The organism is Paenibacillus sp. RC73 (assembly GCF_044908085.1).
GTDB lineage: Bacteria > Bacillota > Bacilli > Paenibacillales > Paenibacillaceae > Paenibacillus > Paenibacillus terrae_A.
Genome location: NZ_JBIYCV010000007.1, coordinates 312610 through 326836, shown reverse-complemented (window position 1 = coordinate 326836; position 14227 = coordinate 312610). Strand labels below are relative to the sequence as shown.

12 protein-coding genes are annotated in these 14227 nt (G+C 48.1%); 3 read left to right on the top strand and 9 right to left on the bottom strand.

What is annotated here, in order from left to right; translation table 11 throughout:
• Positions 1-207 precede the first annotated feature (207 nt).
• Positions 208-1248 carry a LacI family DNA-binding transcriptional regulator gene (locus ABH897_RS18820; protein ID WP_283653021.1) on the top strand — a complete coding sequence of 347 codons (1041 nt, stop codon included), beginning with the start codon at positions 208-210 and terminating at the stop codon, positions 1246-1248.
• A 267-nt stretch (positions 1249-1515) separates the two neighbouring features.
• Here ABH897_RS18820 and glpK read toward each other — a convergent pair whose 3' ends face one another.
• Both glpK and ABH897_RS18810 read right to left on the bottom strand, forming a co-directional pair.
• The gene (gene glpK / locus ABH897_RS18815; protein ID WP_283653022.1) at positions 1516-3009 is read right to left on the bottom strand and encodes a glycerol kinase GlpK; all 1494 of its coding nucleotides are present in this window, start codon (positions 3007-3009) and stop codon (positions 1516-1518) included.
• A 30-nt stretch (positions 3010-3039) separates the two neighbouring features.
• Positions 3040-3861 carry an MIP/aquaporin family protein gene (locus ABH897_RS18810; RefSeq protein ID WP_404592549.1) on the bottom strand — a complete coding sequence of 274 codons (822 nt, stop codon included), beginning with the start codon at positions 3859-3861 and terminating at the stop codon, positions 3040-3042.
• Between the two features lie 408 nt (positions 3862-4269).
• Here ABH897_RS18810 and ABH897_RS18805 point away from each other — a divergent pair, with 408 nt between their 5' ends.
• Positions 4270-5748, top strand: a complete 1479-nt coding sequence (locus ABH897_RS18805; protein WP_404592548.1) for a PTS transporter subunit EIIC — start codon at positions 4270-4272, stop codon at positions 5746-5748.
• 175 nt (positions 5749-5923) lie between these two features.
• On the opposite strand, the gene ABH897_RS18800 is transcribed toward ABH897_RS18805, so the two are convergent.
• The 7 genes from ABH897_RS18800 to ABH897_RS18770 form a co-directional block, all read right to left on the bottom strand.
• The gene (locus ABH897_RS18800; RefSeq protein WP_404592547.1) at positions 5924-7054 is read right to left on the bottom strand and encodes an acyltransferase family protein; all 1131 of its coding nucleotides are present in this window, start codon (positions 7052-7054) and stop codon (positions 5924-5926) included.
• 87 nt (positions 7055-7141) lie between these two features.
• Positions 7142-7762 (bottom strand): malonate decarboxylase holo-ACP synthase, encoded by a 621-nt coding sequence (locus tag ABH897_RS18795; RefSeq protein WP_044645639.1) that lies wholly within the window; start codon positions 7760-7762, stop codon positions 7142-7144.
• Positions 7756-9429, bottom strand: coding sequence for a biotin-independent malonate decarboxylase subunit beta (gene mdcD, locus ABH897_RS18790; RefSeq protein ID WP_404592546.1), 1674 nt, complete (start codon positions 9427-9429; stop codon positions 7756-7758). The genes ABH897_RS18795 and mdcD overlap by 7 nt, the downstream gene beginning before the upstream one ends.
• Entirely contained in the window at positions 9419-9718 is a 300-nt protein-coding gene (locus ABH897_RS18785; RefSeq protein ID WP_044645637.1) for a malonate decarboxylase subunit delta, read from the bottom strand. The genes mdcD and ABH897_RS18785 overlap by 11 nt, the downstream gene beginning before the upstream one ends.
• 28 nt (positions 9719-9746) lie before the next feature.
• Complete coding sequence (locus ABH897_RS18780) at positions 9747-10571, bottom strand: triphosphoribosyl-dephospho-CoA synthase (protein WP_044645636.1); 825 nt, start codon at positions 10569-10571, stop codon at positions 9747-9749.
• Between the two features lie 4 nt (positions 10572-10575).
• Positions 10576-12222 carry a malonate decarboxylase subunit alpha gene (gene mdcA / locus ABH897_RS18775; RefSeq protein WP_044645635.1) on the bottom strand — a complete coding sequence of 549 codons (1647 nt, stop codon included), beginning with the start codon at positions 12220-12222 and terminating at the stop codon, positions 10576-10578.
• Positions 12219-13082, bottom strand: a complete 864-nt coding sequence (locus ABH897_RS18770; RefSeq protein WP_044645634.1) for an ACP S-malonyltransferase — start codon at positions 13080-13082, stop codon at positions 12219-12221. Before ABH897_RS18770 ends, mdcA begins: the two co-directional genes overlap by 4 nt.
• A gap of 174 nt (positions 13083-13256) precedes the next feature.
• On the opposite strand from ABH897_RS18770, the gene ABH897_RS18765 reads away from it, so the two are divergent.
• Positions 13257-14129 (top strand): LysR family transcriptional regulator, encoded by an 873-nt coding sequence (locus tag ABH897_RS18765; protein ID WP_044645633.1) that lies wholly within the window; start codon positions 13257-13259, stop codon positions 14127-14129.
• Positions 14130-14227 lie beyond the last annotated feature (98 nt).

Below are 14227 nucleotides of genomic sequence, written 5' to 3'. Positions count from 1 at the left end.
ATGATCTGTATTTGTAAATAGAGATTTGTGAAATATCAAAAAAAAGATGAACCACCACTAAATTAAACTTATTTTTCCATATTATATTAAAATATATCCTAAAAGCACTGTTGACTCTCCTCTATGAGGTAGCATAGAATACGAGTAATCATTAAATTTAGAATGCAAAGTCAATTCAACTAAACCAGTTTAGTTTTGGAGGATTTCATGAATATAAAAACAATAGCGAGTATGGCAGGCGTTTCTGTAGCAACGGTTTCAAAAATTATAAATAATTATACGGATATCAGTGAGGAAACCCGGCAGCGGGTGCTTAAAATTATGGAGGAAACAGGCTATAGACCCTCCTCCTCGGCTAAAACGCTTGCTACCAAAAAATCAAATCTGGTAGGCGTTATATTCGCTGGCAAGCTGAATGTCGATTTTAGCCATCCTTTTTTTGTAGATATCATTAATGTCTTCAAAAAACAGATTGGCTTGCTCGGTTACGACCTGCTGTTTTTTTCGAATGAAAAATTTCTGGACAATGGAGAGGACTATTTGGCTCGTTCGAAATATTTTTCAGTGGACGGGTGCATTATTATTGCCGGAGATGAAGTGGAGAAGAGCGTTTTTGATCTCGACGCCAGCCCCATCCCCTGCATTGGTGTCGATATTGAACTAACCGGATCCAGTTCCTGTTACATTATGTCCGATAATCAGAAGATCTCAATGAAGGTTGTTGAGCATTTTTACATGAATGGTTACCGAGATATGGGTTTTATTGGAATTGAACGCCCATCCCTGGTAATTAAGGAGAGAGAAGAAGCCTTTATCACTTCACTAAAACGGTTTAGTCTTGATGTCAGACCCGAATGGATCGTGTATGCTAAGGACTACGCGGCGGAAGATGGATACCAGATAGCGAAGGCGTGGATCCAGCAAGGAAATTTGCCAAGGGCTATTTTTGCGGCTACCGACCTGCTTGCCTTTGGTGTCATCCGTGCTTTCAAGGAAAGCGGCTTGAGGGTACCCGAGGATATTGCTGTGGTGGGATGTGATGATATAGAAGCCTGTCGTTACACCGATCCTCCACTGACCACTGTAAAACAAGATAAACAAAAAATAGGACGACTAGCCGCTATGGTGCTATTTGACCTGATGAATAAACAAATGGAAACGAAATGTATTAAAGTAGAACCGGAGCTAGTCATTCGGAGCTCCTGCGGAGCCCGGCAAAATTGGAACCATACGAAGGTTAAGGGCTAAGATAAGTTGGGCTAATAACATATCTCATAGAGTGTGCCAGCTTTCTATAACTCTTTAACGAAAAAAGGGAGTCACCTCAGTGTTACATGACTATGCCCCGTAAGATGGACACTTTGAGAGAAAGTGTCCATCTTACGGGGCATTTAAGTTTTAATCAGAGTAAACAACAGTGGTGGAGCGGATAAAATATAACGCCCAATTCAACTGTCTTACGTGTAACCGAAAAAGACATTGCGTTGCTCTAGAAGAGATCCTTCGTTTAAGCTATTACTTGTAGGCCATTGTCGCCTTCACAGCCTTTTTCCAGCCTTCATACAAACTGCTGCGCGTTTCTTCATCCATACCGGGGGTAAAAGATCGCTCCACCCTCACACGCTTGCGCAGCTCATCCATGCTCTTCCAGTATCCAATCGCCAAACCTGCCAGACATGCGGCTCCCAGTGCTGTTGTCTCATGGATCACAGGCCGTTCTACTGTGGCATCCAGAATATCGCTCTGGAATTGCATCAGAAAATTGTTCAGCACGGCTCCCCCATCCACTCGCAATGTCTTCACGGCAATGCCGGAGTCAATTTCCATCGCGGCAAGCACGTCCTTCGTCTGGTAAGCAAGTGCCTCCAGTGTTGCACGAATAAAATGTTCTTTTGTGGTCCCCCGTGTCAGGCCAAACATCGCTCCACGCACCTCGCTATCCCAGTATGGACTGCCCAGGCCGACAAAAGCTGGTACCAGATACACCCCTTCCGAAGAGGGAACGCGGGCTGCATAGGCTTCACTGTCTTTGGCTTCACGGAACATACGCAGACCGTCACGAAGCCACTGAATCGCCGAGCCCGCTACAAAGACACTCCCCTCCAGCGCATATTGCACCTTGCCTTCCTCCAGCCCCCAAGCGATGGTCGTAATAAGTCCGTGCTTGGATTCCACGGGTTGATCGCCCGTGTTCATCAGCATGAAGCAACCTGTGCCGTAAGTATTTTTGATCATCCCTTTTTCGTAACAAGCCTGACCAAATAGAGCCGCCTGCTGGTCACCCGCTGCGCCTGCAATCGGTATATTTTGACCAAAGAAATGATAATCCACCGTATGCGCATATACCTCGGAGGAAGGCCGTACCTCAGGCAGCATGTTTTTTGGCACACCGAGAATGTCCAGCAGTTCTTCGTCCCACTTTAGCTCATAAATGTTATACATCAGTGTTCTGGCTGCGTTGGAATAGTCGGTCACATGCGCCTTGCCGCCGGACAGCTTCCAGATCAGCCACGAATCAATCGTACCGAACAGCAAGTCGCCTCGTTCTGCCTTTTCCCGCGCACCTTCTACATGATCCAGTATCCACTTCACTTTTGTGCCTGAGAAATACGGGTCAATCAACAGCCCTGTTTTACTGTGGAATAGCTCCTGATGCCCTTGCTGCTTCAGTTCTTCGCAGATCTCGGAGGTTTGGCGCGACTGCCATACAAGTACGTTATACACAGGAAGTCCTGTATTTTTGTCCCATACGGCTACCGATTCACGCTGATTGGTAATGCCGATAGCGGCAATTTGGTTCGCTTTTACACCGGATTCGGATAGACAGGATGCAATGACCCCCAGAATGGAACTCCAGATTTCATTCGCATTCTGTTCTACCCAGCCGGGATGAGGAAAGTATTGCGGAAACTCCCGCTGAGCCGAGTACACCACATCCCCTTTACTGTTAAACAAAATCGCTCTTGAGCTTGTCGTTCCCTGATCCAGTGACAAAATATATTTTTCCATCGTTAATCTCTCCCCTGTAATCCACTCATTTTATGCTGTTATTTTATGAGCTTTATCACTTTTATAAGTACGGCTGAAACGAAAGGTAAGCATAAGCACCACTACAATCAGACCCAGCACAATCCAGAAAGCTGGAGTCATATTCCCTTTAAATACGGTCTGGTAAAACAACCCTCCGAAAGAGCCCCCCAGCAATGGCCCTACAATCGGCACCCAGGCATATTTCCAGTTCGATGTTCCTTTACCGGGAATCGGCAGCAACCAATGCGCAAGACGCGGGCCCAAATCTCTAGCCGGATTAATAGCATAACCTGTAGTCCCGCCGAAGGACAAGCCGATGCTGACAACCAGAAAACCCACAATGAGTGGATTCAATCCCTCAGCGAAGGAGTTGGCACCGAATGACTGCAAAGCAAGAACAAAGATGAAAGTACCGATCATTTCACTAAGCACGTTAGCGAACGGATGATCAATAGCCGGTCCTGTAGCAAATACACTGAGTTTGGTTGCTGTGTCCTCCGTCTCTTTCCAGTGGGGCAAATAATGCAAAACCACAATCACGGCACCCGCCATGGCCCCAAGAAGCTGAGCTGCAATATAGCCCGGAACATCCCTCCACGGAAAAGCTCCCTGAAATGCAAGCGCCAGCGTCACCGCCGGATTTAAGTGTGCTCCGCTGATCTGACCAACCGCATATACCGCAACGGCGACCGCGAGCCCCCACCCCAATCCGATCACAATCCAGCCAGAGCCGTGGGCAAATGATTTTTTCAGGGACACCCCTGCGCACACTCCGCCACCTAGGGCAATAAGGATCATCGTCCCTATGAATTCGGCTGCGTATGGCGACATACAACCTACCTCCTCAATAGATCAACCGATTTTCAATCGCTTTCACCGCGCACAAAAAAAGAAAAGCCATCACAAACCGCCCCCTGTGCTCTAACATGGGATGTCTGCGTGGCTCTCTTGTCTCCGTCACGATTATTAACTTAAATTTGATATTATATAAGCATGTAAGCGATGTCAACTGCGGATTTACGTTTTTCCATGTACTAAAATAATCGTTGACCATGTCAGATTTCCCGATTTATGATGTAAAAAAATGGGCAAACCATTCTTTGGTCATATGACCAAACTCATAGTTATGAGCTAGAAAGCGAAAGGAAAGAGATCCGCTTTGCGGTTCTTTTTTGTTGTCCGGTAAGAATTTCAGGATGGTACGACGCTCCCAAACTCGACGAAGAAGGGAAGAATGTTATGCTGAAATTTCTGCAAAAAATCGGCAAGTCGTTAATGCTTCCAGTAGCCACACTACCCGCCGCAGGGATTTTACAAGGATTGGCTCTGATTAACTATGAAACGGATATACCGCTTGGTCCCGGAGTGGGCGGATTTCTGAATCATTATGTCACTCCTTTTCTGAACGAGGGGGCGGGTGCCATCTTCGGCAACCTGGCGTTAATTTTCGCCATCGGTGTTGCCATTGGCCTGGCCGAAGATGCGGTAGCCGCACTATCAGCAGTCATTGCCTACATGGTGCTGACCCGCATTTTGACGGCAGTACCGGGCATATTTGCATATATTCCGGATGACGTCAAGCTGGACATGGGCGTACTGGGTGGTATTTTTATCGGCGGATGGTCTGCTTTTTTGTTCAAAAAATATCACAACATCCAGCTTCCGGATTGGCTCGGTTTCTTCTCGGGCAAACGTTTCGTCCCTATGATCACGGCCTTCACGACCATGATTCTGGCCATTCTGCTCGGTATGATCTGGAGTCCGATACAAGATGGGATTGCAGCCTTCGGCAACTGGATTGTCGGCTTTGGCGGAATCGGGTCGATGGTATTCATGATCGCTAATCGGCTGCTGATCCCGCTCGGTTTGCATCATGTATTGAACGCTATCGCGTGGTTTCAAATCGGTGACTACACCAATGCGGCAGGCGAGGTCGTTCATGGTGACCTGACACGTTTCTTCGCAGGCGATAAATCGGCAGGAATGTTTATGTCCGGCTTCTTCCCCATTATGATGTTCGCTCTGCCTGCGGCTGCCCTCGCGTTTATTCATACGGCCAAACCGGAAAAACGTAAAGCGGTCGCTTCCATCTTCATCGGTTCTGCGCTGGCATCGTTCCTGACCGGAATTACCGAGCCCCTCGAATTTTCCTTTATGTTCGTTGCACCGTTGCTTTACGGCATCCATGCACTGCTTACAGGTCTGAGTGGCCTGATCATGTACCTACTGGATGTCAAACTCGGCTTTTCTTTTTCGGCAGGACTCATCGACTATCTGGTCAATATGAAGCTCTCCACCCACCCATTGCGAATGATCCTGGTCGGGCTTGCTTTTGCCGTCGTATATTACTTCCTGTTCCGATTCATCATTCTCAAATTCAACCTAAAAACCCCTGGGCGTGAAGACGATGCAGAAGACAGCCTCCTGCCTGACACTAACGAACCCAAACCCAATGAAAAGGCGGGTGCTGCATCCGACAGTCAGTCCAGTCATGCAGGCAAGGTGCTGACCTATCTCGGTGGTTCGGACAATATCCAAAGCATCGATGCGTGCATCACACGGCTGCGTCTCGTCGTCAAAGACGACAAAGCGGTTAACGACCAAGCTCTCAAGCAGCTCGGAGCGTCGGGAGTCATCAGGCTTGGCAGCGGTACGGTACAGGTTATTTTCGGTACGCGATCCGAAATTCTAAAAGATGAAATACAGCGTTTGATGTAAGTAAGTTCAGATTCGATGGCTCTTGAATTCCTCCGATGCTGCTTTACACGAAAAGGGTATCTCTTCAATCATCGAGATACCCTTTTGGGTTGCCGTCAATACGCCAATAACTTAGATACATCTAAATTATAGTGTCATATATACGTTGTTACATGTATTATTTTCTTTTAGGTACTTATCTTAGATTGGTGCTGTGCGCTCTTTTTTGTTTCAAAAATAACCATTCACGACATACCTTTACCTTTATCTGCGCAAAGGCATAGACGACGCCGAAGGAGCAGGCCACAGTCGTCAGATAAACCAAAAGCAGCGCTACAAATAAAGGAAGCTGACTTACCAAGTCACCGACCAAGCGCAGCACGATGACCAGAATGAATACGTTCGCTGTAAAGGCCCTGTACGCATAAGTAGAAAACCATTTGTAATAGGGAAGTGAACGGGAATTTACGCTGATCAAATGTCTTGCCAGCATGTAAATCAGGAAAATCACTACCAAGCTGTACAAGGTCATGGACGGCTTCAGATAAATCAGATTGCCAAATGACATATGCTTGAATCCAAAGCTGAAAAATTCGCAATTTATCCAAATGAGAATAAGCAGCATCACCGGAATGAGTATGAACTGAATCCGTCGAAGCACCCCGTCGAATTTTTCCTTGAACACCCAAGCGATTCCGCCTAGTAGAGCATAAATAAAATAGCTGACGAAAAAGCGGTCCAGGTATAGCAAACTGGTCGCATAAGCTCCATGGAATACATAGATATAATACATCCATACCCAGGCGCCGAAGATTATAAAGCTCACAATAAGCAGCGGAATGACCCGTAAAGGCTTAGCCAGGTACTTATAGCAGACGAAAATAATGACTGGCATCAGCAATTGAAATTGCAGCATCATCACCGTGTACCAATATTGTGGTGATGAATTACCGAGCACATAAGACTCAATGAGCGTCCAAAACGAAGTAACGTGTTGATTAACCTGTATGTTCGGGAAGAAGAGCAAGCTGGCTGACGCCCACAGAAAATAAGGAATCACGAGCTCGCTGAATTTTTCCTTGTAAAAATGTGATACCCTGGTATGCTGATTATTCATCACCATGCCATACACGATGGCAAAAATAAAGACTGGCGCGGTATATTTCACTAAATTATAAATAACGCCTAGTAAGGCCATATCCGTGTTAGTGTGGGCATACTTCAGTAACATGCCCAGAACGCTTTGCAGGATCGCTCCGCTGACCGCAAACACCTTTAAGATGTCACTTTCATTAATATTAACTTTTTGGCCGGTAGTGTTTTCCATAATACGCACTTCCCCTTTGAGAGCTTATGTTGGCATACGTCAAATGGTCGTGCATTCCTCCCTTTTGCCGTTATTATAGTACATTCATCATTGCCAAGGATTGCGGACGAGCCTCGGACCTGAAGAAGTTCGCAGCATCACGGTGCTGGTCCGTCTCTCAAGGATCTCGCGCAAGACGTAGGCGCCTTCCTTCACCTCTAATTGAATATCGATTCGAACGTCCAACTGCTCCAGCTTGCGCAACAGGCCTTCAGCTGTAGAATAATCAATAGCCTCTGAACCATCTATTACAAGATCAAGATCACTGCTTGCCTTCACAGCGGGGCATCCTGTCGCTATTTCGAATCCTGCACTTCCCGCTGGTCCCCAGCGCCAATCTGCCATCATTTCTGCTACAACGTCCATCAACTGAAGAACAGGCTGTTGTCGTCTCTCTGTAGACAAGAAGTTCCACATCTGACGTTTCGCTATCGCATAGGGAGACACGATCTGGCACACCCCTTTCGGGTCCAGAAATGCAGCTTCCCGTTGATTCCGTTCCTGTCCACGTACTCCGACGGGAATATAACCATCTGCCGACGGATCGGCTCGGCGAACGACCACAAAGGGGGTCCGCCTCAGCGAGGCGGTTACCCACTCCTTGTCTTCATTTAAGGAGAGATATTTCAAATTGGACACTTCAATCAGATCATGTGGATGGATTACCATTGCTCCAAAAGCGCATCTCGAACGCCGCGGGTTGCAGTCCGTCCGCCCGCCATAGCTTCCTTGGTCTGCAATCGGAAGCTAAGGTCACGGGGCGCTCCTTTCGTACTCTCGATCGCCTCGGAAACGGTCTTTTCCACGATAGCTACATCGCTGCTCTGTGGATCGTCTGCATGGATACCGCTCAGCATCTGATATAATGCCCCCAGAGTACTGTAGCTACGAACGTCGTAGGCCATAGCTGGAACCTTCTTGGTAGCTTCATCAAGCTCGGCAATCGTCCGCTTGGTAATTCGAGCAGCAGAAGCCTTGGACATTGCCTGAATATTGACCTTGCTGTCATCCAGTGCGATCAAACGATTCGATTGCAGCCCATGCGCGAGGAAGCCCCCGGAAATCGCGTTACCGACAATCACACCGATGACTGGATGGCCTTCTAATCTAGCATTTGCGTAAGCATCTGCACTTGCAGCCAGGGCAAGACTGATACCGACCATTTCTTCCTTATAGCCATAGGCTTGACTCGGTACATCAATAATGGCAATGATCGGACGCTTCGTTTCCTTTTTCTCATCTTGACGGATTGCGTCCCTAATGATTTGAGCCACCGTCCAGCCTTCAAGCATACCAACCTCGCCTTTTCTGACGCGCGGGAATCGATTGGTGGCATTCGGAACAATGGCGATATATCTGCACAGTTGCCCGTTCTTATCCACGTCTGCTGCAAGCACTGAAGGAACATCGCTGGTTGGGTGAGCAATGCCCGTCAAGCGGGAGAACCAGCGATAACCTCTACTATCCGAAATGTCGGACGCGCCCTCTTTTGCCAGCGGGACAGGCTGCTGCACAGGCTGTATCTGCGTGTAAAATTCGCGATAGCGCTCAGGTGTCCAAGCTTCTGTAGGATCAAGAGTGTTTAACAGGGTCAGATAGAAATCAATTTGCTCTGTTTTAGCAGGCTTCGCCAGTGCCTTGAGCGCAGTATCAATCGCTTCGATAACGGCATCCGTCGTATCTTCCACCATTACGTCAATCAATCCGGTTTGGAAGCGCTGGTTGGCTCCGATTGTGTTCCAAATTAAGGCTTTGTCGCTGGCATCGAACTCCATAACCCCTGCTTCCTGCTCTATGACCTCCGGCCCGTTCAGACCGAGGCGCGCTTTCTTCGTAGCAATCAGAGTGGTAAACAATTCTGCAGTAATGGACATCCCCCCAAATGCCCCTACGCGGCCCGGGATCAGTCCGACAACAGGGACGTATTTACGCAGGGCAACGATCTGGGTGGCAATCTCCGAAATCGACAACAACCCATAGTTCGCTTCCTGTAGCCGAACCCCCCCTGTATCAAAGATCATGACGGGATATAGTTTGTTCCCTTTCTTATTCTCTTCCAGTGCCAGTTCGAGCGCTCCGGAAATTTTGGCGCCGCTGACTTCTCCAATCCCCCCTCCTTGAAAAGCGCCTTCCATCGAAATGATCAAGACCTTCTGTTTGCGTATTTCGCCAAAAGCCAGAATGATTCCGTCATCGCTCTGAGGAACAATACCTTGCGGTTCAAGGTGCGGGGATTGGATTTTGTCTAACGGTCCAAGCAACTCCCTGAAAGTCCCCTCGTCCAGTAGCGCCCTGGCTCTCTCGCGTCCATTCAGCTCCACAAAACTATTCTGCATAGTCAAGCACCTCCAGCACTTGCGTAAATCTAAGCATTACTACCCCCGGAGTGGCTCCGAAGTCATGAACCGTAATATTGGCAGTAATCGGATAACGGGTAAAAAAACGTGTCAGCACATTCTCCCATACTTGTTCAAATCCTTCACTGCCTGTTAAAATGCTGACATTGGTGGTCTGGCCTTTTACAGGCTCTACAATAATCTCCAAATCTCCCGAACCGACAACACCGATATGTGCCGGCTTACAGATGGGCTTCGTAGTCTGGTATTGAAACTGTAATTTTTCCATCCTTCAGAAACACCTCCAATTAAAAGTATCAATCGATTAGAAATAATGTGGCAGCTAGCAGATCGGCACTGCCTCCGGGTGAGAGCTGTCTAACATTACAATACTCGGACAAGCGGTAGAGCAGCTTTCTGCCCGACTGGGTTCTTAATCCATCTGCTGCAAGGAACGCTGCGGCCATACTCTGAATCGCCATCAGATCCGTCAACTGACCGCGGTGCAGGATGCAGGTATCATCCACACATGCCATCAAGGCCAATAAAGCTTCTAAGCGTGCTTCGACCTCTTTCTTCCCACAAGCCCTGGCGCGCAGCAAAGCAGGCAAAGCTTCGTCCCGGATGTGCGGAAAGCCTAGCTTCGCTTCTTCCTCTGCCCCCACTACCGCGTATTTCTTCTTAACCGTTCGTCCATTCGTCTGCTGCATCGGGCGGTATCGGTCATGGAACGATGCGATTCTTCCTGCAATGCTCATGATCTGATGAGGGTCCCGCTCCTTTGGAAAGGCTGCCCGTGCACTCGTTAAAAGCCCCAGGGCCCAAATGGCGCCCTTATGTGTATTGACACCATTCGTGGCCCTGAGCATCACCTTTTCGCCTTCCCGCCCGATTAGAGCGATCTGCTCGCGCAAAGTCTGGTCCACCGGGTGAAGGTATGACACAATGGCTATTTCCCGAAACGTATCCTCCAATACTCTTGCGGATGCAAGCATTAGATTGATGGACATATCTGTATGAGAGCCATTGTCTCTGGCATCGACAAGTCCAGGCTTGGGCGTAAGAAGAGCCTCTTCCATCAGTGCCTTTACAGCTTTGGCAGCCAGAGAAGCCGCGAAGGCTGAATGCTTCATCGTGAGCATGGCTTTAAGACCAGCTCCGGAATTTAGCCGGTGGATCATACAATCCGTCTGACCAATCTACGAGGTCGTTAATCGTCTGTGCTGCCAGCATCGAGCGCTTGGCTTGTCTGCGCATAATCCCAAGATCCTCCGGATAGGCCACGATCCCTCTGTCACGCAACAGGCTTACATCGCTCTCATTACTTTCCATTCCTAAAGGTGTTACGCCTCCGATTGCCGCGAGCGCCTTCTTTCTCTCCTCTATGCTGTCCGTCTTGTAGAGGTATGCAATGCCTTCCTCGGTAAGGACGTGGGTGACATCATCCCCGTAAATCATGACCGGCGTAATGGCGAGGCCAGATTCATCCTTCACCTTGATGGCATCTAGCGAATCCACAAATACTGGCTTTTTGTTGGCACCGTATGTTTCAACCATCTGCACGACCAATTTCCGGCCTTTGGAGAGTTCCGTCGGGCGCTCGATCATGTCAAGCCAGGCAGGCGTCGCATGTCGCCGTCCCCGAGGATCATGCCCCATATTCGGTGCTCCTCCAAAACCGGACAGTCTGCCGGAAGTAACGGTAGACGAATTGCCTGCACTGTCCATTTGTAGCGTTGATCCGATAAACATATCTACAGCGAATTGGCCTGCAACCTGACACATTGCGCGGTTGGAGCGCATAGATCCGTCCTTGCCGACGAAGAACACATCTGAACGAGCCGCAATGTATTTCTCCATACCGACCTCGCCTCCAAAGCTGTGAATGCTTTCGACCCAACCGGATTCAATCGCCGGAATCAAAGTCGGATGCGGATTCAGGGCCCAGTGTTTGGCAATCTTCCCTTTCAGGCCAAGCTGTTCACCATAGGTCGGCAGCAAAAGCTCAATCGCTGCAGTATTAAAGCCAATGCCGTGATTAAGCGACTGCACCTGATGTTTTCCATAAATGCCTTTGATCGCCATCATGCCCATCAGGATTTGCAGTTCAGTAATATTCTGCGGATCACGGGTAAACAGTGCTTCCAATGCGTACGGTTTGTCGGCTTGTACAATGACGTCGACCCAGGACGCTGGAATATCGGTTCGCGGCAGCTCGTCCACGATTTCGTTAACCTGCACGATCACGATCCCATCCTTGAAAGCGGCCGCTTCCACGATCGTCGGAGTTTCTTCCGTATTGTTTCCGGTATACAGATTGCCCTCGCGATCTGATTTGTCTGCCGCTACCAGCACCACATCTGGAATAAGGTCAATGAAGAGACGTCCGAACAATTCCAAATACGTATGGATGTCACCGAGCTTAAGCATCCCGTCATCAATCATTTGCGCAACACGCAGGCTTTGGGAGCCACTGTAGGAGAAGTCCAGCTTCCCGGCGATGCCTTTCTCGAAAATATCCAAATGTTCAGGTCTTGAAATGCTGGACATAATCATATGCAGATCATGCACCTTGCCAGGATCGACTTCCAGCAGCTTCTGGGAAAGGAAAGACGCTTGCTTCTGGTTATCTCCTTCCAGGACGACCTTCGCGCCTGGCTCAATTAACGCCTCCATCAGGTCGACGATTCGGGAGGAGTCGATATATTTTCCGTCCAGCCACTTTTCCACTTTTCCTAACTTTTCCTGCTTTTTATCACGTTTTTGTGACCAGGATCGCAGTACTTTATTCATTCTTCTTGCTCCTTCCATTTTCTAATCAGATACTGAGTCGCTTCCAGACCGATTTCGTCCACGGCCATTTGCCGGGTACTCTTGTGGGCTTGCTTAACAAGTCTGGAAAGAGTATGGCCCGGCGGCATTTCGATGAAACAGTCAGCTCCCGATTCGACGCAGACAGCCGCCATATCCATCCACCGGACGGGATATGCTACGTTTAGGGCAAGGTCCTCTGCAATTTTTTCCTTGGCTTTCGTCTTTCTGCCCGTATGATTTACCAAATATGGTATTTGAGCGTCCCGCAAAGAAAAAGTGTGTATTTTCAGCAATAGCTTATTGGCTACCTCTGACATCAGCGGGGAGTGTGAAGGAATCGGAACCTTCAGAAGCGTCGCTTTAGCGCTCCCAAGCTCTTTCACATGCATAAATGCATTATTTAACCCTACCAATGATCCGGATACGACGATTTGCTGCTCTGCGTTTATATTCGAGATATAGACTGGCGTCGCCTCACTATGGGAGAGAAGCACGGCTTGTTGAACCTCTGCCTTCGTAAGCCCAATAATTACACCCATTCCATAGCCTTCAGGAAAGGCTTCTTCCATCAACCGGGCACGGAGCCATACGATCCGAAGCGCATCCTCGAACGAGAGAACTCCCGCGATGACCGCCGCAGGAAATGCACCAATGGAATGCCCTGCCACGAATTGGGGCCGGATCCCCTGCTCGATCAAGCGGTAGGCTATTGCCGTCTCCTTAACGAAGAGTGCCGTCTGAATCCAGACCGTTGAGCCCATGGCCTCCTCATCATCACGCAGTTCAGTTCCGATGATACTTGTTGCCTTTTTCACATACTCGGGCACATCTTGGAGCATTCCAGGAACCTGTGACCCCTGGCCGGGAAATGTAAAAACGATGTTCAGAATCTCACCACCTTTAGCGGATTCATTTTCTTACATTGTCAATTGTAATAAGTAAGCAAATACCTGTAAAATATATATATTCACATATAATTGATAACCTTATGGTTATAAAGGAGATACTCCATAATGGATTATTTGCAGCTTAAGTATTTTCAAGTGACCTCGAAGTATGAACATGTCACACGTGCCGCGAACGAGTTGTTTATTTCACAGCCTGCCTTAAGTAAAATGATTAGAAACCTGGAGACGGAATTGGGTGTGCAGCTATTTGACCGCGAAGGAAAACATATCGTGCTGAATGAATATGGCAAGAAGTTCCTGAAAAGAGTGAATCAGTCGCTCTCAGCGCTAGAGCAAGGCATATCCGAAGTCAAAGAAATGAAGAACGAAAAGGTAGAGGTAATCACGTTATACGTCGCCGTCGGCTCTATGCTATTGCCCAACCTTGTCGGTAAGTTTCGCGATCTCTACCCTCAAATTAGATTCAACCTGACCCAGCACCCTGCGATGGTGAAGAAAGGACTGGCGTACGATTTTGCGATTACGTCCGAAGAGTTGGCAGACAACGAGCATACGATTCTGCTGGAGGAGGAAATTTTGCTTGGCGTACCAAAATCTCACCCTCTGAGCGCTCAGGACACCGTATTCCTGAAAGATCTAGAGCATGAGAAGTTTATCAGCCTTACACCTGGTAATTCGCTTAGGAAAACAACGGACCGCTTTTTTACTCATACCCCTTTTGAACCGAACATCGTCTTTGAAAGTGATGATCCGGCTACGGTAAGAGGGTTGATTCAAACAGGACTTGGCATCTCCTTTATTCCTTCTATCCTGTGGAGAAACATCGTAACCGAAGACATCAAGCTGCTTCAAATCAGGGAGCCTCGATGTATGCGAACAATCTATCTGTCCTATCCTGCTGGGGAACTGCACACCGCTATAGAGAAGTCGTTCTTCGAATTCATCATTGGATTTTTCCAGGATATTGCCCAGCATTGACGATTGAGATACTTTTGTCATAATATCTGACTTATTGCTTTATCATTTTTCGATAGTATCTTTAGAGTATTTAATTTCTATACATGCTTTGTTTCAAA